This is a genomic window from Nocardioides astragali (assembly GCF_024436375.1).
In the GTDB taxonomy this organism is placed as follows: Bacteria; Actinomycetota; Actinomycetes; order Propionibacteriales; family Nocardioidaceae; genus Nocardioides; species Nocardioides astragali.
Map to the genome: position 1 here is coordinate 708,162 of NZ_JAFMZM010000002.1, position 22,750 is coordinate 730,911.

The following is a 22,750-nucleotide window of genomic DNA, read 5'->3' on the forward strand; positions in this document are numbered from 1 at the left end:
GGGCCTTGCGGCAAGCCCCCTGATGGCCTATACGTTGAGAGTGGAGGCAGTCCTTCCAGCGAGAAGGGGTGACGCCTCCCGGTCCCGGCGGCTCTGAGCGGGTGCGAGGCTGTCCCGCGTGACCAGGACCGACGATCTCGCGTCCGCGCCGTTCCAGCGCTACTGGCGAGCCGGCGCCGTGTCGGGCATGGGCACGTACGTCACGGTGTTCGCCCTGCAGGCGCTGGTCCTCCTGACCCTCGAGGGCACGGCGACGGACGTCGGCTGGCTCAACGCGGCGCGCTGGTTGCCCTACCTCGTCTTCGGCCTCGTCATCGGCGCGATCGTCGACGGGAGGCGCCGGCTGCCGCTGATGGTGGGCACCGACCTGCTGCAGGCCGTCCTGCTGCTCACGATCCCGCTGCTGTGGTGGCTCGGCATGCTGTCCCTGCCCGCGCTCATGCTGATCGTCTTCGCCTACGGCTCCGCCGCCGTGGTCAACATGTCCGCCACCATGTCGTTCCTGCCGCGCCTGGTCGGCCCGGGACAGCTGCAGCCGGCGCACGCGCGCATCGACGGGGCCGACGCGGTGTCCTCGATGGCGGGACCGGCGCTCGGCGGGCTCCTCGTGAGCGCGGTCGGGGCGCCCTTGACCGTCGTCCTCGACTCCCTGACGTACCTCTACTCCGCGCTCGCCCTGCGCCGGATCGACCTCGACGAGCCGCCGGCCCGCACCGGCGTCACCGCTCGAGGGCTGGTGAGGGACGTGGTCGAGGGGGTGCGGTGGGCCTACGGGGGCTCCGGGCTCAGGACCTTGGCGCTCGCGACCCACGGGTGGTTCGTCGGCAACGCGATCGTCGGGGTCGTGCTCGCGCCGTACGCCCTGCTGACGCTGGACCTCACTGCCTTCCAGTTCGGCATCGTCGGAGCCGTCGGGGGAGTCGGCGCCGTCATCGGCGCAGCCATCACCACCGCGGTGGGGCGGCGGCTCGGGACCGGTCGCACGATCATCGTCTGCCACCTCGTGACGACCGTCGGCGTCGCCGCGATGCTGCTGGCCGGGAGGGACGTGTCGACCGCCGCGGCCGTCGCCTTCCTCATGACCGGACAAGGCCTCTACGGACTCGCGATGGGGATGAGCAACTCCCACGAGATGAGCTATCGCCAGCTGGTGACACCGGACGAGCTGCAGGCGCGCACCAACACCACGTTGCGCTCGCTCAACCGAGCCGTCGTCGTGGTCGTCGCGCCGATCGCGGGAGTCCTGGCCGACGCGTGGGGCATCGGGGCCATGCTGGCGGCCGCGGCCGTGGTGTTCGCCCTCGTCGCGGCCGGTCTGGCCTCGACGTCGTTCCGCAGGGTGCGCGCGCCTGCATGAGGACGCGGGGGAGCGGTCACCGGCCCGCTGACGTCTCCGTGCGCCAGAGCCAGCGAAGTGCGTCGGGGAGGAGGACGCCGGCATGGTTGGTGTTGTGGCCCCCGTCCCCGAGCACCAGCCGGAAGTCGTAGCCGGACTCCGCCAGGGCCGCTGCCACGCGGAGGTTCTCGGCCAACCAGTTGTAGTCGGGCCCGTTCCAGTCCAGGTCCCGATGGCCCGCCTGCAGGAAGACCCGCAGCGGCCGCGCCGGCTCGGACGGGATGAGACGCGGATAGGGATTGCCGTCGGGCATCTGGGCGAAGCTGGACACGAAACCGATCAACTTCGCGAACCCGTCGGGCCGGTGCCAGGCTGCGGTGAAGGCCGCGTTGCCGCCACTGCTGTGACCGCACAGGCCCCGGTAGAGCGGATCGTCGCTGATCGGGGCGTGCTCACCCACCAGTGGTAGCACCTCGTCGAGCAGGAAGTCGGCGTAGCGGCTGTCGAATGCGTCGTACTCGACGTTCCTGTTGGTGCGCTCGTGCGGGTCGTCGGTCTCCGGGAAGACCCCCGGGTCGACGAAGACGCCGACCACCGGAGGGATCGCACCGGAGTGGATCAGGTTGTCCAGGACGATCCCGCCGCGGACGTCGTCGTCCGGGTCGAGGTAGCCCCCGCCGTCCTGGAAGACCATGCACGGCAGCGGCTCGTCAGGTGGCGCCGTCGCGGGGACGTGGACCCACACCGTGCGGCTCGTGCCCGGGTAGGCGGTGCTCCCGGTGATCTCGAATACCGTCGTCCGGCCTGCAGGCACGTCCGGACGCCGAGACGAGTCGGGCCCGTGCTCGTACTCGACGTCGGACTGGTCGATCGGAAGCGGGCGGTACGGCACGCGAGTCCCCATGTCCGCGAACCTAGCGCCGGCTGTCGGCCCTGTGCACGTTGCGGCGGGTCACCTCAGGGTGAAGGGCACCTTGCCGCGGCTGCTCTTCGTCGTCGCCGATCCCAGGTACGTCGCCGTGACCCGGTGCCTGCCTGTGCCGAGCAACTTGAGCTGCCTCTCCGACAGCACGAGGACGGCCTTGCCGTCCTTGATGCTGACCGTCTTGACGATCACGATCCGATCCACCTTGAACCTGACCCTGCCCGTCGCTGCGGCGGCGAGTCCGATCTTCACCCGCGCCACCACCTTGACCGGCTTGCCGGGCTTCGGTGAGGACACGGCCACGGTGGTCGACGACACCAGCAGCCCCGAGGCCGTCGGAGCGAGTGGGGGAGACGACGACGTCGGTGCCGACGTCGTCGTGGGCGTGTCGGTGGGCGTGTCCGTCGGTGTGTCGGTGGCCGTGTCGGTGGGCGTGTCGATCGGAGTGATCGGCGGCGGCGGGGGCGGCGACGCTGCCACCTCTGCGAACGTCGCCGCGGCGTGGGCGGCGGGGTCGGAGGCCGGGGAGGCGGTGACCAGGCCCGACTGGTGGAGGAGATAGCGCGTGCTGTCGGTCCACATCCGGTAGGAGTGCATCGACGCGTCGGCGAGGCCGGGAACGCGGCGGAAGGTCGCACTGTCGGCGAAGCCCTGGGTGTCGTCGGTCTGCTCCACCCAGACCTCTCCGTCGGGACGCACGCGGAGGTAGCGGCCCGGGAAGTTCACGGACTCGAGCGAGATGCCGAGCGGTCCGGCGAGGCCGGTCACGATCCGGAACTCGGAGTCCTGCGCCGGGAAGGGATCGACACCGATCCGGGCACGGAATCCGAAGTGGCGGACGTACTGGTTCGTGGTGCCCGAGAGGCGAAGGCGGCGGACCGTGCTGGCGGCCGACAGCTTCCATTGCTGGTCAGCACCGCCGGTGTTCTGCCACTGGATGGCCGCCGCGCCATCTGCTGTGGAGGAGCCGCCGATGGCAATGGTCTTGCCGCTGTGGACCGCTGTCACGCGGAAGTAGCCGGAGTCGGTGTGTGTCAGGGTGAATCGTTGGTGGTTGCTGCCGGTGTCGTCCCAGACCTGGACCTTGGCGCCGTTGGCGGTGGAGGCGCCGTTGATGTCGACGACACGTCCGCTGAACGCACGACGGATCCGGTACTGGCCCGTCCCGAGGTCCTCGACGATCCATTGCTGGCTGTCGTCATGGAACGGGTCGACGACGGTCTGCTGCTCGACGACGGTGCCGTTGGCGGTGCCGTTGCCGCGCGCCGTCAGGGCCTTGCCGCTGTGGCGTGCGGTGAGCACGTAGACACCGGTCGGGACCCGCGTGGGGATCGGGCCGCGGTAGTGGGTGAGCGTGGTGAAGCCGAGGTGGTCGAAGGTGCTGGGGTGCATGCCGGCCGCTGGGCCGCCGTCGGGGCGGTTGGCGGCGGCCTTCTGCTCGACCTCGGGGATGTGCAGGCCGAGGCGATGCGCGTAGTGGCCCACGATCGTGTCCCAGATGGTCCGCGACCCACCGCGCGAGTCGTCGGCGGCGATGACGGCCTGGGTGTGAGGCGCACCGGTCGTGCCGTTGCGCCACGAGTAGTAGGCGAACGGGACGTCCTTCATGTTGTTGTAGCGGGCGACGTACTCGGCGCCGGCCAGGAATCGCTTGTCGGCGTAGCCGTAGAGGTCGATGCCCTGGTTCCACGCCATCTCGCAGATCGACGCCATCAGCCCGACGCCCATGAGCGTGTGCGGCGTATCGCGGCCACTTTCCTGCCACTGGCCGAGCGTGGGGGAGTGCAGGATCGGGACGGCGTGGTTGATGGACCCGTTCCCGGCCCCGGCCTTGAAGTAGGCGATGGCCTCGTCGATCTTCGCCTGGTCGTCGCACAGGACACCGATCGCGAGGATGGAGGCCATGTTGCACAGGTCCCAGTTGGCCCAGTAGTTCTCCACGTGGGCGCCGTTGTGATTCACCAAGAAATGGTTGTTCATCGGGTAGAACACCCGGAGCATCATGTCCTTGAACGTCGCGAAGTCCGCGTCGGCCCAGCCTGGGTAGGTCCGCATGATCTCGGCCGCGTTGGCCAGCTGGTATCCGTAGATCCCGGCGGCGAGGAAGCGGGACGAATCGCCCGTGACCTCGGTGAGCGTGGATCCCCAGGCGTTGAGGAGCCGGACGGCGTTCTTCGCGTGGGCTTCATCCTCGGAGATCTTCCACCGCAACGCGTTCTGGTATGCCGCAGCCGCGTCGTTGAAGAGCAACGCGACGTTGTCGGGGGAGGCGCCTCGCCTGATGACCGAGGTCGCGCGCGGCCCCCAGTTGGTCTGCGAGTTCCTGCTCGCGACCAGCTGGTCCCACGCGGCCTTCCACGGCTGCTCACCGGCCCGCACCTTCTCGCGCATCCGGGCGAAGTCAGCCTCGGTGTGCAGGAGCGCGGGATGGCTCACCGCAGCGTGTGCCATCGGTGCACTCGCGACGAAGCCCGTCGGGAGAGCGGTGACGCCCGCCGCGGCAAGAAGTCCCTTGATCACCGGACGTCTGGCGACGAGTCGGTCGATCGGGCCGAGGAGATCGGGGGATGCGATTCCATCTGCGGGGTGGGCGGGCTTGATCACTGCGGCCTCCGAGGGCTCCATGGATCTGATGGATACGGGAAGCTGCGGAGCGATGGCCCCCGCGAAGCGCCGCAACGCTAAGAGTGTTAGCGCTAACACCCAGGCGCGTCAACGCGCGTGCCTCGACTTTGGACTGGGAGGGGGAAGACCCTGAAGATGGGTTGACACAAAAAGCACGACCGTGCCACTCTGGACTCGTGAGCAAGGGAGTGCAGACCAAGACCGCCATCCTCGACGAGGCGATCGCGCTGGCATCGAAAGTCGGCTTCAACGCGCTGACCATCGGGCAGCTGGCGGAGTCGACGGGGATGAGCAAGAGCGGGCTGTTCGCGCACTTCAAGTCCAAGGAAGCGCTCCAGCTCGAGACGCTCGAGCGGGGGCGTGAGCGCTTCACCGACCTCGTGATCCGGCCCACGTTGGCAGCGCCCCGCGGCATTGAGCGCGTTCGTGCGCTCGCTGACGCCTGGCTGATCTGGGAGACGGAGGCACTCCAGGGTGGGTGCATCTTCGTCACCGGGTCGATCGAGTACGACGATCAGCCAGGCCCCATGCGAGATGCGCTGGTGCGCAACCAGCGCGACTGGGCGGAGTTCATCGAGACAGTCACCCGTACGGCCGTCAGCGAAGGCGACTTCCGCGCGGATCTCGACGTGGAGCAGTTCGCGTTCTCGCTCCAGGGCTTGATGTACGCGTTCCACCACACCGCGCGCCTGCTGCGCGACCCGAAGGCCCTCGAACACATCCGACGCGGGCTCGACCAGCTGATCGAGTCCGCCAGCGCCTGACGGCAGCTTCCGGTCGAGCGACGGCTCGACCCTTCACTCTCGAGAAGGAGACAGAGCAATGTCACGAGGAAGAAACAGCACGATCGTTCGTGCACGAAACCGTGCACTCGGGGCGTCCTTTCGCTACGCCGAGCACCTGCTGCCCGGTCCGGCGGGTCGGCTCGCCCGGGACCTGTGGTTCACGGCTCCGCCACGGATGGCTGAGCTGCCGGTCCCGGACGGGGGCGAGTCCTTCGAGGTCGAGGCCCAAGGCCATGTGGTGCGCGGGCGCGTGTGGGGCGACGGTGTCGACTCGGCTCGGCCCCTCAAGACGGTCTATCTCGTGCACGGTTGGGGCGGGCGTGGCTCGCAGTTCGGTGCGATGGTCGAGCCGCTCCTCGAGTCCGGCCACCGGGTGGTCATGCTCGACGCGCCGGCACACGGCGACTCCGACCACGGCCCGGCGGGGCCGCGGCGCACCAACGGCGTCGAGTTCGCGAAGGCACTGGACGCGGTGTTCTGCAGGTTCGGGCCGGCGGAGGCCGTGGTCGCACACTCGCTCGGCACCATCGCGACCTACCTGGCGCTGCGGTTCGGCTGGCTCGGCACGAACAGGCTGATCCTCATCGCGCCGATGGTCGAGTCACAGTCGCTGTTCGACCAGTTCCAGGCAGCACTGGGCTTCGGCGCGCGCACCCGGCGGGCGTTCGACCGCTCGATCCTCGAGTGGGTCGGGATCCCGGTGGCCGAGTTCGACGCACGGTTCCAGGCCGCACACGTCCACCCGGTGCCCACGTTGGTCATCACCGACCGTGGCGACCGCCAGACGCCGTACGACGACGTTGCCGACTTCGCGGACTCGATCGGTGCGCCGCTGGTCACGACAGACGGCCTCGGGCACCGGAAGATCCTCCGCGACCGTGAGGTCATCGGGCACGTGGTCGACTTCGTCGAGGGCCGGGGGATCGGGGGCCGTCGGGTGTCGGACAGCTCCGACGGGTCGTCCGTCGCCTGAACCAGTGGGGGAGCGGAGCGGCCACCCCTGCGCCTTGCTGTTCAGCCAGTCCGCCGGGGCAGCGGCACCACGGGGGTCGTAGCGCGGGCGTCCTCCTCGATGAGGTCCGCAACCAGCTGGACGCGCCCCCCGGGAAACCAGTCGAGGAGGCTTCCGCCGTGCTCCCGGGGCCACTGGACCAGGACCCACCAGTCGTCGCCCTCATTGCTGGCAGGGTCGTGGTCGACCGCCTTGGCGCGCATCCCGCCCGTGTACTCGACACCGTCGACCTCGACCCTCACCTCAGGGAGGTCTTGGCCATGGAACGTCTCGCGGATTCGACGGGTCATGGCGTGAGTGTGGGGCCGGCGAGCCAGACGAATCGCCAACTTCGCGCGATCTGCGGAGAACATGCCGCATACCTTGACCTTGACTCCACGTCACCCCGTGATCGGCTCAGCGGGATCACCTAGCCGTCCCTGGGGTGAGGCGGTGGCGGTGGGTCGCGGGGCCTCACGACCGTTGCCCTCACTGTCCTGCTCCGACAGGCCCGATGCGTTTCATCCCACGGCTCGGCGGTATTCCCCCGGGGTCTTGCCGGTGTGCCTCTTGAATGCGACGCCCATGTATTCGGAATGCCGGAAAGCGAGCCGCTCGGCGATGCGGTGCAACGTCCAGTCCGTCGAGGACAGGAGCACGGCGACGCGATCCATCCGGACGCGGGTGATCTCGTGGTGCACCGTCCGGCCAACGGTCAGGGAGAAGCGTTGGTCGAGCGCTCGCCGGGAGAGGCCGACGTGCCCGAGAACGTCCGCCACGGTGATGCTCTGCGTGGAGTGGTCGCGGATGAATCGGAGTGCCTCGGCGACGAGCGGATCGTCCACGGCGAGGATCTCCGACGACTGCCGAGACACGACTCGTGTCGGGTCGATCAGCCGCAGGCCCGGCTCGAGGGAGCGGCCGTCCATCATCTGGTCCAGGAGCTCCGCGGCGAGGGAGCCCATCTGCTTCGTGTCCGGCTCGATGCTGGACAGCGGGGGGGACGTCAGGTTCCCGATGAGCTCGTCGTTGTCGACGCCCATGACGGCAACCGCGTCGGGAACCGGCAGCCCCGCGAGCGTGCAGGCTTCCAGCACCTCCTGGCCGGCGATGTCGTAGCAGGCGAGCACCCCCACCGGCTTGGGAAGGCCGGCGAGCCATGCGGCGAGGCGCTCGCGGTCGACCGAGCGCATGCCCGACGGGACCATCTGGTAGTCGTGGGTGGTGGCACCGCGCGCGCGCACGTGCTCGGCGAACCGGGTCGCGCGCTTCAGCGACCAGGCGAACCGTTCGTCACCGCAGAACGCGAAGTGCCGGAGGCCCCGCTGCTCGAAGTGCTCGACCGCCCAGCGCGAGATCGTTTCGTCGTTCGTCTCGACCCCGGGCAGCTCGGGGAGGAGCCGGGCCGCGCTCAGGTCGACGGTCGGCAGTCCGAGCCGCGCGATGAAGGCGGCCGTCTCGGGGTTCTCGATGCGCGCGAGCACGCCGTCGCCCCGCCACCCCTCGAGCCAGGAGAAGTCCGTCTCCTGGCGGCTGTGCTCGCCGAGGTACATGAACCACCCGCCCCGCGCCTCGGCGTACGAGCGCACGCCCATGAGCAGGCCCCGCGCATAGGCGTTGGACGTCTCGACGAGCAGGGCGACGTGACGGGTCGGCGGGGGCATGCCAGAAATCTAAGTGACGATGCACGATCGCGCATGGCTGCGCCCCGATCGCCGTCCGTAGCGTGCTCGGCACCTACCAAGGAGGCCGACGTTGAGTGGACAAGTACGGGTGGCGATCGCCGGGCTCGGATTCGGTGCCGAGTTCATCCCGATCTACCAGGCGCATCCCGACGCCGAGATGGCGGCAATCTGTCAGCGGTCCGAGGACTCACTGACCAAGGTCGGTGACGCGTTCGGCGTCGCCAAGCGCTTCACCAGCTTCGAGGAGATGCTGCGCGACCCCGACATCGACGCCGTCCACATCAACACCCCGATCCCCTCGCACGCCGAGCAGACGATCGCCGCCCTGCGGGCGGGCAAGCACGTCGCGTGCACGGTCCCGATGGCCACGACGCTCGACGAGTGCCGCGCCATCGTGGCCGCCGTCCGCCAGTCGGGCAAGAAGTACATGATGATGGAGACGGTCGTGTACTCGCGTGAGTTCCTGCACGTGAGGGACCTGGTCGTCGACGGCACGACCGGCCGCATCCAATTCCTGCGCGGCGCCCACCACCAGGAGATGGCCGGCTGGCCCGGCTACTGGGAGGGCCTGCCGCCCATGCACTACGCCACCCACGCCGTGAGCCCCGTGCTGACCCTCGCCGGTGCGCTGGCGGAGAGCGTGGTGTGCCTCGGGTCGGGCCGGATCTCGCCGGAGCTGACGGGTCGCTACGGGTCGCCGTTCGCCGTGGAGAGCGCGCTCCTCACGCTGCGCGACTCTCCCGTAGGAGCCGAGATCGCGCGGTCGCTGTTCGAGACGGCCCGCGAGTACGTCGAGAGCTTCACCGTGTACGGCGACCGCGCCACCTTCGAGTGGGAGCAGACCCAGGGCTCGGGACACGTGCTGCACGTCGGCGAGTACCCCAAGCAGATCGAGATCCCAGACTTCGCCGACCGCCTGCCGTCGGAGATCGCGAGGTTCACGACCCGGGGCGTCTACGACGACCAGCACGAGCACCTGTCGTTCGTCCAGGGCGCGGGCCACGGCGGTTCGCACCCGCACCTGGCGCACGAGTTCGTCCGGAGCATCGTCGATGACCGCGCTCCTGCGATCGACGAGGTGACGGCCGCGAACTGGACGTCGGTCGGCATCTGCGCCCACGAGTCGGCGATGAAGCAGGGCGCTCGGATCCCGATCCCGGACTACGCCTCGTTGGCTGAGGGCGCCACCGGGGGCGACAGGTGAGGTCACCGCGGCCGATCGGGGTCAACACGTGGGTATGGACCTCGCCGCTGACCGACGACCGGCTCGCCGCGCTGGCGCCGCGCGTCGCGGGCTGGGGGTTCGACGCGATCGAGCTACCGGTGGAGGAGGTCGGCGACTGGGATGCCCAACAGGCGGCGAAGCTGCTCGAGTCACTCGGGCTGACGGCCACGCTCGTCGCCGCCATGCGACCGGGCCGCGAGCTGGTGGTGGCCGACTCCCGCACGATTGCCGCCACCCGTGACTACCTGTGCCGGCTGGTCGACATAGCGCACACGGTCTCGTCACCCGTGGTCGCCGGGCCGCTCTACGCATCGGTGGGACGAACGTGGCGGATGACCGAGAGCGAGCGTCGGGCGTGCTACAGCCAGCTCCGGGAGAACCTCGCGCCCGTCGTCGAACACGCCCACGGCGCCGGGGTCACGATCGCCGTGGAGCCGCTGAACAGGTTCGAGACGAGCGTGATCAACACCGTCGACCAGGCGATCGAGGCCCTCGACGGCCTGCCGACCGACGCCTGCGGGCTGGGCCTGGACACCTTCCACATGAACATCGAGGAGCAGGACATCCCCGCGGCCATCAGACGCGCCGGCGACCGGGTCGCGCACGTCCAGGTCTGCGGCAACGACCGGGGCGCACCGGGTGCGGACCACATCGACTGGCCGGGGATCGTTGAGGCGCTCGACGAGGTGGGCTACGAGGGGCCAATGACGATCGAGTCGTTCACACAGGACAACGAGACGATGGCGACGGCAGCGTCGATCTGGCGTCCCCTGGCGCGGAGCCAGGACGCCATCGCCGTCGACGGCCTGTCCTTCCTCACCGGGCTCGTGAGGGGAGGGATGCCCGTCGCCCGCTGACATCCCTCCCGGGAACCGCGGGCGCCGGCGCACGCCGGTCCTTGTCCCCTCTTCCTCATCCCTATCCGCATCCGAAATGACGAAAGACGGTGAGTGGACTATGCGACGACGCAACCAGTCCATCGTTCTCACGGTGTTCCTGGCCTTCGTGGCCTCGACCCTTCCCGGCACCATGCTCAGCTCCGCCCAGGCCCACGACGAGTACGACGTCCTGTTCTTCCACAAGACGACCGGGTTCCGTCACGACTCGATCCCCGCCGCCATCACCGCGGTCGAGGAGCTCGGCGTCGAGCACCACTTCTCCGTGACCGAGAGCCAGGACGCCTCGGTGTTCTCCGACGCAGGGCTTGCCGAGTACGAGGCCGTCGTGCTGTTCACCGACGGCGAGAACACGCTCGACGTCGGCCAGCGAGCCGCGTTCGAGCAGTTCGTCAAGGACGGCGGCGGGGTCGCCGGCCTGCACTCGTCGTCCAACATGGACAAGAGCAACTGGCAGTGGTGGTCCGACCTCATGGGCGGAGCCTTCTTCAAGAGCCACCCTTCGGGTGCGGACCAGTTCCAGGAAGCGACCGTCCGCGTCGAGGACGCGACCCACCCGTCGACGGCCGAGCTGCCGGCGGAATGGGTCCGCTCGGATGAGTGGTACAACTTCACCGCGAACCCGCGAGAGGCGGGTGTCCACGTCCTCGCCTCGCTGGACGAGTCGACGTACTCCCCGGGCGGCGACGCCATGGGCGACGACCACCCGATCGCCTGGTGCTCCAACTACGACGGCGGCCGCAGCTGGTACACGGCGCTGGGGCACAACCCCGAGCACTACTCCGAGCCGCTCCTGCGGAAGCACATCCTCGGCGGCATCCAGTGGGCTGCCGGCGTCGCCGAGGGTGACTGCGGTGAGCCTCGCGAGGCGGTCCCCACCGAGGCGTCGTTCGAGAAGGTCGCCCTCGACGACAGCACCGCCAACCCGATGGAACTCGCCGTCGCGCCCGACGGGCGGGTCCTGTACGTCGAGCTGGCGGGCGCCGTGAAGCTGTACGACCCGGAGACGGGCGCCGTCACGAAGGCGGGCCAGATCCCGGTGCACCGGGGCAACGAGAACGGCCTGCTGGGCATCGCGCTCGACCCGGACTTCGAGACCAACCCGTGGGTATACCTGTTCTACAGCGCGCCATCTCCGGAGGTGCAACGCGTCGCACGGTTCACCCTCGACGGCGACTCGCTGGACATGGCTTCCGAGAAGGTGCTGCTCGAGTTCCCCCACCAGCGTGAGGTGTGCTGCCACTCGGCCGGCTCCATGGCCTTCGGACCGGACGGCAACTTGTTCATCTCGACCGGTGACGACACGGCGCACTTCGCGTCGGACGGCTTCGCGCCGATCGACGGACGCATCCACGACGAGCACACGAGTCAAGACGCCAAGCGCTCGTACGACGCGCGGCGGACGTCCGGGAACACCAACGACCTGCGGGGCAAGATCCTGCGGATCACGCCCGAGGACGACGGAACGTACTCGATCCCGGAGGGCAACCTCTTCCCGCCGGGGATGGAGAAGACCCGTTCCGAGATCTACACGATGGGCCATCGCAACCCGTTCCGGATCGCCGTCGACGACGAGACGGGCTGGGTCTATGCGGGCGAGGTCGGGCCGGACGCTGGCGCCGACAACCCCAACCGCGGGCCCCGGGGCTACGACGAGTGGAACCAGATCCGTGAGTCGGGCAACTACGGATGGCCGTACTGCATCGCGGACAGCCAGCCGTACCGGGCGTGGGACTTCGCGACCGGCACCGCAGGCGAGTCCTTCGACTGCGAGAACGGCCCGAAGAACGAGTCACCGTTCAACACCGGCCTGGAGACCGTGCCGCCGGTGAAGGACGCGTTCGTCTGGTACCCGTACGGCGCTTCGCCCGAGTTCCCGGAGATTCCACAGGGTGGCGGCCGCTCCGCATACGCGGGCGCCGTCTACCACTACGACGAGGATCTCCTGGGGGACGGACAGTTCCCGAAGTACTACGACGACGCAGTGTTCGTCATGGAGTGGTCGCGGAAGTGGATCGGGATGCTGCGGCTGGACGAGAACGGCCACTACGCGGGCTTCGAGCGGTTCATGCCGGGGACCCAGTTCCGCAGCCCCCACGACATGGCATTCGGGCCGGACGGTGCGATGTACCTGCTCGAGTGGGGCGTCGACTTCAACTACGGCGGCGGTGGTGTGAATCCCGACTCCGGCCTGTACAAGATCAACTACACCGACGGGGCGCGGACGCCGGTCGCGAAGGCGGCTGCTGACCGGGACTCGGGGCCTGCTCCACTCGAGGTGGCGTTCTCCAGCGAGGGCAGCCACGACCCCGACGGTGACGAGCTGACCTACACCTGGGACCTGGGCGACGGGACGACCTCCGACGAGGCGAATCCGACGCACACCTACACCGAGCCGGGCGAGTACGCGGTCCAGCTGACGGTCGCGGATCCGTCGGGACGCTCCAGCAGTTCGAACCTCACGATCGTCGCCGGCAACACGCGACCCGAGGTGACGCTCGAGCTGCCTGCCAACGGCCAGGTCTTCGGCTGGGGCGACGCGATCCCCTTCCGGGTCTCCGTGTCGGACCCTGAAGACGGCTCCGGCCCGGCGATCGACTGCGAGCGGGTGAGCGTCCAACAGGGGCTGTACCACGACGAGGGCGGCAATGCGCACGTGCATCCCGGGCTGTCCCAGACCGGCTGCGAGGGTGTGCTCCAGACCCAGGCCGACGCCGAGCACGGAGACTCCGCGGACATCTCGCTCGTCGTCACCGCGAACTACACGGACCTCGGTGGTGAGTCCGGCTCACCTGAGCTGACCGGCGGCGTGTCCCACGTCCTCCAGCAGCACCGGAAGCAGACGGAGCACTTCAGCGATGCGTCCGACGACATCGCCGTGGGCGCCGCGAACGACGCGCAGACCGGCGGCGGTGCCGCGATCACGGGTCAGGATGGCGCGTGGGCGTCGTACGAGCCCTACAACCTCAAGGGTGTCGACGAGATGACGCTCCGGGCCAAGGCGGAGGACGACGCCACCCTCGAGATCCGCCGGGACACCCCGGACGGCGAGCTCCTGGGCACTGCCAACATCACGGGCTCGACCGAGGTCGGTCGGACCGCCGGCCCGGACGGGTTCGGCACCGCGGTGCGGCTGAACGGCGGGAGCGCGCTGCAGTACGTCGAGATGCCGGAGGGGCCCCTCCGCGACGTCGAGGACTTCACCGTCTCGACGTGGGTCGACTGGGACGGGAGCCAGACCTGGGCCCGGATCTTCGACTTCGGCTCAGGGACCGGCAACTACATGTTCCTCACGCCCGCGGCCGGCGGCACCGGGAACCTGCGGTATGCGATCACGACCGGGTCCGGCGAGCAGACGATCGAGGGCCCGGCCCTGCCGACGGACGGCTGGCACCACGTCGCAGTGACCCTCTCAGGCACCACAGGGACGCTGTACCTCGACGGCGAGCCGGTGGGGACGAACACCAACATGACGCTGAGCCCGGCCGACCTCGGAGCGACCGACCAGAACTGGATCGGAGACTCGCAGTGGGAGCCCGATCCGCTCCTCAGCGGATCAGTCGACGACTTCAACGTCTTCGACCGGGCACTGCCGCCGGCCGAGGTCGCGTCGATGATGGACGGCGCCGGCGGCGACGTCGGCGGAGGCAATGTCGCCTGGTACCAGTTCGACGAGGACGGTGGCAGCATCGCGGTCGACTCCTCCGGTATCGGCAACGACGGGACCGTGGTCGTGTCGGACGACGCCGCAACCTGGCAGGACGTGGTGGTTGACCTCAGCGATGCCCAGGGAAGCTTCCCGCTCCACCTCGTCTTCCCGGACGAGAAGGTCCGCGTCAACTGGATGGAGCTGAACAAGGGGTCGACGACCAACACCGCGCCCGTGGCTGTCGGCGACACCTACAGCACGGACGAGGGCACCGCCCTCACGGTCGACGCGCCCGGCGTGCTGGCCAACGACACGGACGCCGACGGCGATCCGCTCACAGCCGTCGGCGCCGGGCAGCCGGATCACGGCGAGGTGACCTTGGAGTCGGACGGTGGGTTCGCCTACACCCCCAAGGCCGGGTACACCGGCACGGACACGTTCACCTACCGCGTGGACGACGGGACGGACACGTCGGCCCCGGTGATCGTGACGATCGCGGTGCGGGACGTCGGTCCGACCAAGACGCAGATCACGGGCTCCGTGACCGCTCACCGCTACGGCACCGAGGGCGAGGTGGCGGTGACCGTCACTCCGGCGGCCGCCACCGGTGAGGTGGAGGTGGTGACGGGCTCGAGAAGGCTCGCCACGGGCACGCTGGTGGGAGGCAAGGCCGACCTCGTGCTGCCGGCCAGGTCCCTGCGACCCGGGACCCACGACCTCACCCTCCGCTATGTCGGCGACGATGCTCACCAAGGATCTTCGACGACGCTGAGCGTGATCGTTCGCAAGGCCGCACCCCGAATGAACGTGAAGGCGCCCGCGGCGGTCAGGCGCGGGGGCCGGCCGAAGGTCAAGGTCACGATCTCAGCGCCGAACGGCGTGCCCGTGACCGGCCAGGTGACGTTGAAGCTCCAGGGAGGCAAGGCGATCACCCGCAGGCTCGCCAACGGCCAGACGACGGTGCGGCTGCCGAAGCTGACGAAGCTCGGTAGGCAAGTGGTGAAGGTGGTCTACCGCGGCAGTCCGCTGCTGGAGAGCGTGGCGAAGGCGATCCGCATCACTGTCAGACGCTAACCGCGACGCGACGCGAGCCCGGACGAGCCGTTCGTCCGGGCTCGCGTCTGGCTCGCTGGGTCCCAGACGCCCGGGTCGTCGCCAATCACAGTTGGGGGCTGGTCGAAACCGTCGTGCTCGAGTTGAGCAGCGAGCAAGGTCGTCTTGTCCTCAAGGCTGGCGGCCCAGCGGACTACCACATCGGACGCGAGCTACGGGCTCATCGGGAGTGGCTTCGACCCTGGGCTATGACGGGGCATGCCTTTTGGGCACCCTCGTGCCAGGCGCAGCCTTGTACGCCGATAACTGACACCGTGGGGGACTGGACAGTCTCGACGTGGCTCCGTCTCGCGGCTCCGTACGGGGCTGGTCAGATCGCCCAGGCGGTGGTTCCGATCACTGGCCCTGAGGGCTGGCTGAAGTATCTGAGCAAGCACGCGTCTCGGGGTGTGGCTCACTACCAACGTCAGGGCAAGCCGGCCGGCTGGCAGTCCACTGGCCGGCTCTGGGGGAAGTCATCCGCCGGGTGGCCTCGGGTGGAACCGGTCCACGGTCAGATGGATGACCTGACGTTCCGTCGGATGCGTCGAATGGTCCGCTCCTACGTCGTTGCTGAGGCACGCGCTGCGCTACTCGCTGCTCGTCCCGGCACTCCTGCTCATGCGGCTGCTCGTCGGCGTCTGACGTGGGCTCGTCGGATGCTGCGCTGCAACGATCGCAGCCTCTCGGCGGTGCGCGGCTTCTCGGGGTGGGTGCCCGGTCCTGCGCTCGTGTCTATGGCGCTGGCTGCGGGTTGGACCGGTGAAGTGAAGTGACCCCGAACCGGTCCCGCCAACCGGTTCCTAGGTCTACCGTTCACCGCATGGACCTCAACTGCCCAACGTGTGGTGACCGGCTCATCGTCATCCCTAACGATGACCCTGCGTACGGACCCTCCACGCTCTACCTGTGTGAGACAGCCGGTGCAGCGCACGTCCCGCTTGGCTGGACCCCCGACCAGTAACACGGGGGTAGGTTCCGCACTTGTCGCCGCAGATTCGGGTGGATCGATGGTCCGGTGTGGGTGAGGCCGCGTACGGTCTGGTCGGCAACGGACTGACGAGGGGGAGCACATGGCAGGCGTAAGCGACGGGCTGCGGACAACCACTACGTCTGCGTCGATCTCGGTGGGGGACAGCCAGCACTGGATCAACCACCCGTGCCCGCACTGCGGGGCGGCCCAGATCGTAAGGATCGGGATAGTGGTGAACAGTTCTAACAACATCCTGAGCGACGAGTCGGCGTGGTACCGCTGCCCGTCATGCCGCCAGGGGATCGTCCGAGTGAAGGGCACCTATTACCCGTCCGCGCAGCCGCTCCGTGTGCCGATGGGTCTGCCCGCGGTGGACGACCGCATCTGGGGCGAAGTGCGTACCTGCTTAGGCGTGGGCGCTCACACCGCAGCCGTCATGCTCTGTCGCAAGCTCCTCTTTCACATCGCCGTGGCGCACGGTCTAGCGCCGAAGGATGCGAAGGACCGCGCCCCGGGCTACTGGACTGCGGTCGAGCACCTCGAAAACGAAGGGCTCATCACCAAGAAGATGCGGCCCTGGGTTGATCGCATCAAGGACGTCGGCAACGACGCCAACCACGAGGTAACTCCCATCGGTCCTGATGACGCGCTCGACGTCGCAACCTTCACCGAACAGTTGCTCGTGCTGGCCTACGAGATGGACGCGCTAATGACAGACCCCACGTCGGCCGCGCCCGAGTTGGCTTGAGGTCTGCGACTGCGAGGCTGCTCGGCTCCGCAGATTCGGTCCCTCCCGGTGGACGGGACGGCCCTGGCGCTGCGGGCGTACCGCAAGCGACGGAGTCGCGAGGAACGCCCGGGGTGCCTGGGCTGCTTCGTGCGCTAGAGGGTTCGGTACGGCGATTCGCTGACTCAGTGTTGGTGGCTCGGCTAATCTCACCTGTACGCGGCAACTGACTATGTAGCGCGTGATGAGGGTTCCCCTAGTGAGGGACAGGCACCGGTAGCACCCGCCACCGGCCCAGAGGAAATGCCGACGACATGCAGGCGGGAGTCCTGTCTCGTCGTCGGAAGGGCCCGTCATGGGCGCTCGTTCTGCCCTCGTCCATCAGTGTCACTCGGTCGGTCATGCTGGGTGCATCGTCTGCGCGCCTGTGGTGCGTGAACGTCACTTGCGCGCGGCGAGCCTGCGGGGTGGGTGTGGGGCCTCTCGGGTAGCCCCTTCGGGGACCCGGCGCCCGACGAAGGAGGGCGTTGGGGAGGGGCGGGGCCCCACACCCGCAGGCTCGCCGCCCCTAGGAGGCACGTCGGCGGAACCACCTCAGTCGTCGCCGTTGGACGGGCAGGGGCATGTGCCAGGTCTTGGCCTCGGTCCGCGCTACGTCGAGTTCCTCGCGTCGGACTGCTGCTTGCCGGACTGCTTGACGGCTGACGTTCAGGGCGCGTCCGATCTCGGCCCAGGTGGCTCCATCAGCTCGTGCTGCGTCGACCATAAAAGTCGTTGCGGCATCGAGGGTCTCTCTGGCGTGTCGCAGGGCCTCGAGGTGCTCCAAGGGTCGCTGTGGGCCGTGGGTGATCGGGTGGAGCGTTGCCAGGGTCCTGCTGACCCACCACCGCGCTGTGGGTGCCTGCCTCGGTGCTCACAGCAATCGATCTTGTCACCGATCATGCGAATTCGACCCTGCATCTCGTCAACACCAATTGACGAATGCGAATACCGCTAACAGCGAGTTAGCACTGAATTGCTGGGGGAGTCGTCGGCGTGCCTCGGGGGGCCGTCCCTTGATTAGTAGTTGCATATCTCGACAGGGCCCCCAACCGGGACCCCTCACAACCAAAAAGAATGACCCCCGCGAGACGGCAATCTCCGGGGGTCAGATCACCAGTCAGGACAAGTGACGTGGCGACCTTCAAAGCGTATGCGAACGGGGCGACGATGGGGCGAGGCAACAACGCTCCGAAAGGCGGGAAGCGTGGCTGTGTCGACGGCTGGTCACGCTCAGCGGTCCGTCGGCATCTGGAGTTCCTCTACAGCGTCGATGTGCCCAGGCTGGACGGCTCTGGCTTCGGCGTCACGCTGACCGTCAGGAACACACCGCCGACCCACACCGAGTGGATGAGCCTCCTGCAGAAATTGATCCGAGAGTTCCGAGCTGCAGGGTTGAGCCGGTGGCACTGGGTGGTGGAGTGGCAGAGACGGGGCACGCCGCACCTGCATCTGGCTGTCTACGCCCCTGACGGCTGGACTCCATCCGGTTCGCCGATAACTGACATTATGTCAGTCAGCGTTTGCGCATTGTCTCCAGATCCCTCCCCCGTACGAAGCCAAACGAGGCGGCTCGTCTGGACACCCATGGAGTAGCTGGGGCCGCTCCCGTTTGTATCGCCCCCGGTTCCCCTGCTGCCTGGCGGACGGCACCGCTTGCCTGCGACACCTTCGCACTGATCGGTTGCACAGACACGCAGCCCGAACGGTGAGGGCGATACGCAGCCCGTGGTAGGTGTGCATAGCGTCACGAACAGCGCCCGCTGACCCGTCCCCGCCGAAGCTGTCAGCCGATGCCGCGTCCACACGGGTGGGTGCAACCCCGAGAATTGCCGCACCCCCACTGAGTTGCAGGAAGGCAGCGTTCGGCCATGACCACTTCGACCCGCCTGCTCGGGGTAGCCACCGGCGCGATCGCGCTGGTGCTCACAGTGGCGGTCGTGATCCTCGGTCGACCCGACGCCGGGCGTCCGGCCGGCTCGCCGGACCCCGCTCGGACCCCGGGCAAGCTTCAGACCAGCCAGCCCCTGCCGGGCCGGGTGGAGAGGATCCTCGGAGTGGTCTCCTTCAACGCGCTTCAGTACCAGGAGCTCTCGCACGCAGCCGAGGACTGGGAGCGGCTCGCGTCGAACCCCGCAGTCGACCTCATCGGCTGGCAGGAGACGAAGTCGCCGCCGTTCAGGAAGCTCTACCCCCGGTACCGTTCCCGTGGGTGGGAGACTTGGTACTGGCCGGACCCGGACGGTCCGATCCAGCTAGCCATCAGCTGGCGCACCTCGCTGCTGAAGCTGCTCGACGTGTCTTTCGAGAAGGTGCACCTGGGCGGTTACCCGCGCGAGACGGACTCGCCGTTCCCTGCCCGTTGGGTCGTGGTCGCGAAATTCCGGCACCGGCACACCGGGCACGCGGTCACGCTCGTCAACACCCATGTCAACCAGCACATCGAGACCCTCTCCGGGGCGTTCCGCGACAACCTCAACGCCCGCCGCGCGAAGCAGCACCTCGCCCGGCTCGCCGCGGGGTGGCGGTCCACCCCCGGGGACGTCGTGGTGGGCACCGGCGACTACAACTTCGACCACGTCAGAGACGTGGAGGCCGAGCCGGCGGGCGGGATCACTCGGACGTTCCGCGGCCTGGCGTCCTCGTCGTACGACGTTCTCGGGTTGGACGGCCTGCTGCCTACCCGCAACGGCCGCTGGATCGACTACGTCTTCCTCGCCGACCACACGATGCGCTCGCGCCGCAACCCCGGCGGCGTCGCCCAGTTCCAGCGGCACCGCGTGCTCAGCGGGTACCACTCGGACCACGCGCCCCTGCTGGCCCGCATCCGCCTGTACGCCGACTGAAGCCCATCGGTGCTGCTGAGACCGGTCACGCGGACTCGCAGACACAGATTTGGAGCGGCGAATCCACGCCGAACGGTCGACCCGACCAGTCGCCGAAGCGCTCGACCAGCCGAAGCCCACCGAGCGCGACGAGCAGCGGCAGCTCCTGCGGAAAGATGCTCCTGATCTCGAGCGGTGCGACGACGAAGTCCGGCTCGGAGCTGGTCGAGAGGTACCAGGTCCCGCGTGTCACCTGCGCGGGCGCGTCGTAGTTCTCAGCGACGTCGACGCTGACGTCGCCACGATCGGGATCCACGAACGACAACGACTCCCGCGCTCGCCGCACACCATCGGCTTCGGCAAGTAGGCGAACGCTCGGGCTGAACACGTCGAAGACGAACCGTGCTCCAGGGGCCAGGTGTCTCCGAACCGACCGGAAGCAGCTCACCAGGTCCTCGGCCTCGTGCAGATGCAGGAGGGAATTGGCTGCGATGAACACGAAGTCGAATGTGCGGCCCAGATCGAAGGCCCGCATGTCGCCCTGCACCCATTCCACTGCCACACCGCGCTCGTTCGCCTTGCGTCGCGCCTCAGACAGCATGTCCGACGAGAAGTCCAGACCGACACACGGGTGCCCATCGGACGCGATCGGGATCAGCTTCTGCCCGGTGCCGCACCCGAGTTCCAGCACACGCCCGCCATGCCGATCGGCGTAGTCCCGGTAGAACTCGACCGCGGACTCGCCGCCCGGAAACATGAGGTCGTACAGCCTCGCGTGGGAGTAGAACGATCGACTCATCAGCCCACAACCGTGGCGTCGCGACGTGGCTGCAGCCCTGGCAACGGGCGCAGCTTGAACATGAGGATGCCGAGATACTTGTCCATGACTGCCTGCTTGTGGGGATAGCGCTCGGCGGCTTCGGCAGGCATCTGGGGCTCGACCGCCGCCTCGATCCACAGCCCAGCCGCACTGAAGGTGTTCAGCAGGTCCGACATCGTGTACGGCCGCTTGGTGAGGGTGACCTGTTCATCCCAGTTTCGGTGCCGGTAGGCGAACGATTCGGTGGCGAAGTACTCCTCCCCCAGCGAGGTCCCCTTCTGCTCCGATCGTTCGATCGCGTATCGCACTGGCTGGGTCCGAGTGAGCAGGATGAAGCCGTCCTCGGTCAACATCTCGCGCGCGGTCTGCAGCGCCCGGACCGGGTCCGCGGCGTACCCGAACGACTGCAGGAACAGGATCCGGTCGAATCGCCGGCCGGCGAGCCCCGGCACCGCCGCCAGATCGGAGAGATCGCCCTCGAGGAGCTCCACACGCGGCGGCGGCGCGATGAAGTTCCCGCTGATGTCGACACCGACCGAGGCGGCGGCCCCGTCGCCGGCCAGCTGCGCGATCTTGGCCCCGTTGCCGCAGCCGGCGTCCAGGACGGCGAGTCCGGTGACGTCGCCGAGGAGAGCGCGCTGCGCCGGCCACTCGACGAGCCGATCCAGCGAGTCCTCGCGGGCGCGTGCCTGTTCGAAGCCCGACGCGAGCGTCTGCCACGGGCGGCTCGAGTCGCCACCGACTGCGCCAGCCGGGCCTGCGCCCGAGGTGTCCTCATCCATGAGCGAATGATGCCGGACGACCGATCCGTCTCGCCTTCGCCCTCTCCAGACACCGCGCACGCGCGATCCGTTGGGTCGATCGTCAACCCATCCGGGACGGATGTCTCGCAGAACGAAGGCCAACCGGGACCATGAGACACCTCTACTGGGGTGTGGCCCGATGTCGTCCCAGCGCGGTACCAAAGTAGGGCTGGCCCTCGGCCGGCACTATCCCTGGGAGGGACGCTGATGGAGCTGAGAAGCGGACTGAGCAGAGTCACCGACCGAGCCACGTGGCAGGCACGACGGGCCTCGTTCATGGCGAAGCTCAAAGCAACCAAGACGGTGTGGTTCCCCCCGCAGTCGGGCGGAGCTGCGTCGACGGCCAAGAAGACGACGAAGAAGGCAGCAAAGAAGACGACCCGCACTGCCAAGCGCACGACGAACGCGACGAAAGCCAGCTGAGGGCTGGCGATCGCTGAGCCCTGCAGAGGTTCGCGGCCACGTACCGAGCCCCGCAGCGACAAGGAACGGGAGCGCCGGCTCGACATTGGTGTCGGCCTATCAGCGAGGCGGCGGCCCAAGGCGTGCCTCACCCCATTGGGTGAAGTGATCTGGTAGGCATGTCGCGGCCCATGTCGTCGTCGTACTCGGGAGTCATCTTTCATGGACGCCAAGAAACTGTTGCTTGCCCTCGTGGTGGTGTTCCTCGGGTGGTGGATGTTCACCGACCCCAGGGGTCTGGCGGAAGCCGCCACCACTGGTGCCGGCACGCTATGGGTGCTGGCGACCCAGTTGTTCCGGGCCCTCGTCCACTTCTTCGGCGTCCTGTAGGCCACGCTCATGCTGGCCGGGCCGGACATCCGGCGACACCTCCTTCGCGAGGAGGGCGAGGTGATCGTCGACGAGGTCCGGCACCACTGGATCGTCTACGTCCTCCCAGCCCTGGAAGCCGCCCTCGGCGTGGCCCTCGTGCTCTGGACTGCGGTCGTCCGCGCCGACCTCGCCTGGCTGCCGTTCTCGGTCGGCCTGTGCGTCCTCGCACACGCAGGCTGGCGGGCGATGCGCGAGCACATGGACCGGTTCGTCATCACCAACATGCGCGTCTTCCGCGTCCACGGAGTTCTGTCGCAGCAGCTCGCGACCATGCCCCTGACGCGCATCCTCGACATCACGGTGAGCAAGCCGCTCCACGGACGACTCCTGGGCTTCGGCCACTTCTGCTTCGAGTCGGCGGCGCAGGAGCAGGGCCTGCGCGACATCACCTACGTCGGACGCCCGGACGAGCGCGACCTGGCGATCCAGCGCGTCGTCCAACGCTCGGGCCTGCGCGGCCCCAGGGTCCACTGACGTGCCCCGTGCTGTCCTTCACCGGACGGCGGATTCACGCGGTGAC

18 protein-coding genes are annotated in these 22,750 nt (G+C 68.4%); 12 read left to right on the forward strand and 6 right to left on the reverse strand.

What is annotated here, in order from left to right; all coding sequences use genetic code 11:
- The first annotated feature begins 118 nt into the window (after nucleotides 1–118).
- Nucleotides 119–1,357: an MFS transporter gene (locus J3P44_RS08275; RefSeq protein ID WP_255889824.1), complete on the forward strand. Its 1,239-nt coding sequence runs from the start codon at nucleotides 119–121 to the stop codon at nucleotides 1,355–1,357.
- Nucleotides 1,358–1,373: 16 nt separating this feature from the next.
- Here J3P44_RS08275 and J3P44_RS08280 read toward each other — a convergent pair whose 3' ends face one another.
- Nucleotides 1,374–2,240 (reverse strand): alpha/beta hydrolase, encoded by an 867-nt coding sequence (locus J3P44_RS08280; protein WP_255889825.1) that lies wholly within the window; start codon nucleotides 2,238–2,240, stop codon nucleotides 1,374–1,376.
- Between the two features lie 48 nt (nucleotides 2,241–2,288).
- Complete coding sequence (locus J3P44_RS08285) at nucleotides 2,289–4,886, reverse strand: RICIN domain-containing protein (RefSeq protein ID WP_255889827.1); 2,598 nt, start codon at nucleotides 4,884–4,886, stop codon at nucleotides 2,289–2,291.
- Nucleotides 4,887–5,062: 176 nt separating this feature from the next.
- On the opposite strand from J3P44_RS08285, the gene J3P44_RS08290 reads away from it, so the two are divergent.
- Nucleotides 5,063–5,650, forward strand: a complete 588-nt coding sequence (locus tag J3P44_RS08290) for a TetR/AcrR family transcriptional regulator (protein WP_255889828.1) — start codon at nucleotides 5,063–5,065, stop codon at nucleotides 5,648–5,650.
- Nucleotides 5,651–5,846: 196 nt separating this feature from the next.
- On the forward strand, nucleotides 5,847–6,644 hold the full coding sequence (locus J3P44_RS08295; protein ID WP_255889829.1) for an alpha/beta fold hydrolase: 798 nt from the start codon (nucleotides 5,847–5,849) through the stop codon (nucleotides 6,642–6,644).
- 41 nt (nucleotides 6,645–6,685) lie between these two features.
- Here the strand turns inward: J3P44_RS08295 and J3P44_RS08300 are convergent, their stop codons facing one another.
- Nucleotides 6,686–6,973: a hypothetical protein gene (locus tag J3P44_RS08300; protein ID WP_255889830.1), complete on the reverse strand. Its 288-nt coding sequence runs from the start codon at nucleotides 6,971–6,973 to the stop codon at nucleotides 6,686–6,688.
- 210 nt (nucleotides 6,974–7,183) lie between these two features.
- Entirely contained in the window at nucleotides 7,184–8,326 is a 1,143-nt protein-coding gene (locus J3P44_RS08305) for a XylR family transcriptional regulator (protein ID WP_255889831.1), read from the reverse strand.
- 91 nt (nucleotides 8,327–8,417) lie between these two features.
- Here J3P44_RS08305 and J3P44_RS08310 point away from each other — a divergent pair, with 91 nt between their 5' ends.
- The 6 genes from J3P44_RS08310 to J3P44_RS08330 all read left to right on the forward strand — a co-directional run bounded on the left by J3P44_RS08310 (nucleotide 8,418) and on the right by J3P44_RS08330 (nucleotide 19,794).
- Nucleotides 8,418–9,551, forward strand: a complete 1,134-nt coding sequence (locus tag J3P44_RS08310) for a Gfo/Idh/MocA family protein (RefSeq protein WP_255889832.1) — start codon at nucleotides 8,418–8,420, stop codon at nucleotides 9,549–9,551.
- Nucleotides 9,548–10,429, forward strand: coding sequence for a sugar phosphate isomerase/epimerase family protein (locus J3P44_RS08315; protein WP_255889833.1), 882 nt, complete (start codon nucleotides 9,548–9,550; stop codon nucleotides 10,427–10,429). The genes J3P44_RS08310 and J3P44_RS08315 overlap by 4 nt, the downstream gene beginning before the upstream one ends.
- 100 nt (nucleotides 10,430–10,529) lie before the next feature.
- Nucleotides 10,530–15,191 carry a ThuA domain-containing protein gene (locus J3P44_RS08320; RefSeq protein WP_255889834.1) on the forward strand — a complete coding sequence of 1,554 codons (4,662 nt, stop codon included), beginning with the start codon at nucleotides 10,530–10,532 and terminating at the stop codon, nucleotides 15,189–15,191.
- A gap of 1,220 nt (nucleotides 15,192–16,411) precedes the next feature.
- A complete protein-coding gene (locus J3P44_RS25445) occupies nucleotides 16,412–16,930 on the forward strand; it encodes a DUF4145 domain-containing protein (RefSeq protein WP_255889835.1) in 519 nt (172 codons plus the stop codon).
- A gap of 1,188 nt (nucleotides 16,931–18,118) precedes the next feature.
- Nucleotides 18,119–18,544 (forward strand): rolling circle replication-associated protein, encoded by a 426-nt coding sequence (locus J3P44_RS25865; RefSeq protein ID WP_443678171.1) that lies wholly within the window; start codon nucleotides 18,119–18,121, stop codon nucleotides 18,542–18,544.
- Between the two features lie 275 nt (nucleotides 18,545–18,819).
- Nucleotides 18,820–19,794 (forward strand): exonuclease/endonuclease/phosphatase family protein, encoded by a 975-nt coding sequence (locus J3P44_RS08330; protein WP_255889836.1) that lies wholly within the window; start codon nucleotides 18,820–18,822, stop codon nucleotides 19,792–19,794.
- A 25-nt stretch (nucleotides 19,795–19,819) separates the two neighbouring features.
- On the opposite strand, the gene J3P44_RS08335 is transcribed toward J3P44_RS08330, so the two are convergent.
- Nucleotides 19,820–20,572 (reverse strand): class I SAM-dependent methyltransferase, encoded by a 753-nt coding sequence (locus J3P44_RS08335; protein WP_255889837.1) that lies wholly within the window; start codon nucleotides 20,570–20,572, stop codon nucleotides 19,820–19,822.
- Nucleotides 20,572–21,375 (reverse strand): class I SAM-dependent methyltransferase, encoded by an 804-nt coding sequence (locus tag J3P44_RS08340; protein ID WP_255889839.1) that lies wholly within the window; start codon nucleotides 21,373–21,375, stop codon nucleotides 20,572–20,574. Before J3P44_RS08340 ends, J3P44_RS08335 begins: the two co-directional genes overlap by 1 nt.
- A gap of 297 nt (nucleotides 21,376–21,672) precedes the next feature.
- Between J3P44_RS08340 and J3P44_RS08345 the strand changes: the two genes are divergently transcribed.
- The 3 genes from J3P44_RS08345 to J3P44_RS08355 all read left to right on the forward strand — a co-directional run bounded on the left by J3P44_RS08345 (nucleotide 21,673) and on the right by J3P44_RS08355 (nucleotide 22,704).
- A complete protein-coding gene (locus J3P44_RS08345) occupies nucleotides 21,673–21,819 on the forward strand; it encodes a hypothetical protein (protein WP_255889840.1) in 147 nt (48 codons plus the stop codon).
- Between the two features lie 201 nt (nucleotides 21,820–22,020).
- On the forward strand, nucleotides 22,021–22,188 hold the full coding sequence (locus J3P44_RS08350) for a hypothetical protein (protein WP_255889841.1): 168 nt from the start codon (nucleotides 22,021–22,023) through the stop codon (nucleotides 22,186–22,188).
- A gap of 9 nt (nucleotides 22,189–22,197) precedes the next feature.
- Nucleotides 22,198–22,704: a PH domain-containing protein gene (locus J3P44_RS08355; protein ID WP_255889842.1), complete on the forward strand. Its 507-nt coding sequence runs from the start codon at nucleotides 22,198–22,200 to the stop codon at nucleotides 22,702–22,704.
- The last annotated feature ends 46 nt before the right edge of the window (nucleotides 22,705–22,750 follow it).

Excerpts from the sequence above, each read along its gene's own strand:
- J3P44_RS08285 (WP_255889827.1), bottom strand. The coding sequence starts at position 4,886 with ATGGAGCCCTCGGAGGCCGCAGTGATCAAGCCCGCCCACCCCGCAGAT.
- J3P44_RS08305 (WP_255889831.1), bottom strand. The coding sequence starts at position 8,326 with ATGCCCCCGCCGACCCGTCACGTCGCCCTGCTCGTCGAGACGTCCAAC.
- J3P44_RS08340 (WP_255889839.1), bottom strand. The coding sequence starts at position 21,375 with ATGGATGAGGACACCTCGGGCGCAGGCCCGGCTGGCGCAGTCGGTGGC.
- J3P44_RS08335 (WP_255889837.1), bottom strand. The coding sequence starts at position 20,572 with ATGAGTCGATCGTTCTACTCCCACGCGAGGCTGTACGACCTCATGTTT.
- J3P44_RS08300 (WP_255889830.1), bottom strand. The coding sequence starts at position 6,973 with ATGACCCGTCGAATCCGCGAGACGTTCCATGGCCAAGACCTCCCTGAG.
- J3P44_RS08345 (WP_255889840.1), top strand. The coding sequence starts at position 21,673 with ATGGCGAAGCTCAAAGCAACCAAGACGGTGTGGTTCCCCCCGCAGTCG.
- J3P44_RS08355 (WP_255889842.1), top strand. The coding sequence starts at position 22,198 with ATGCTGGCCGGGCCGGACATCCGGCGACACCTCCTTCGCGAGGAGGGC.
- J3P44_RS08330 (WP_255889836.1), top strand. The coding sequence starts at position 18,820 with ATGACCACTTCGACCCGCCTGCTCGGGGTAGCCACCGGCGCGATCGCG.
- J3P44_RS08320 (WP_255889834.1), top strand. The coding sequence starts at position 10,530 with ATGCGACGACGCAACCAGTCCATCGTTCTCACGGTGTTCCTGGCCTTC.
- J3P44_RS08295 (WP_255889829.1), top strand. The coding sequence starts at position 5,847 with ATGGCTGAGCTGCCGGTCCCGGACGGGGGCGAGTCCTTCGAGGTCGAG.
- J3P44_RS08280 (WP_255889825.1), bottom strand. The coding sequence starts at position 2,240 with ATGGGGACTCGCGTGCCGTACCGCCCGCTTCCGATCGACCAGTCCGAC.
- J3P44_RS08350 (WP_255889841.1), top strand. The coding sequence starts at position 22,021 with ATGGACGCCAAGAAACTGTTGCTTGCCCTCGTGGTGGTGTTCCTCGGG.
- J3P44_RS25865 (WP_443678171.1), top strand. The coding sequence starts at position 18,119 with ATGGGGCGAGGCAACAACGCTCCGAAAGGCGGGAAGCGTGGCTGTGTC.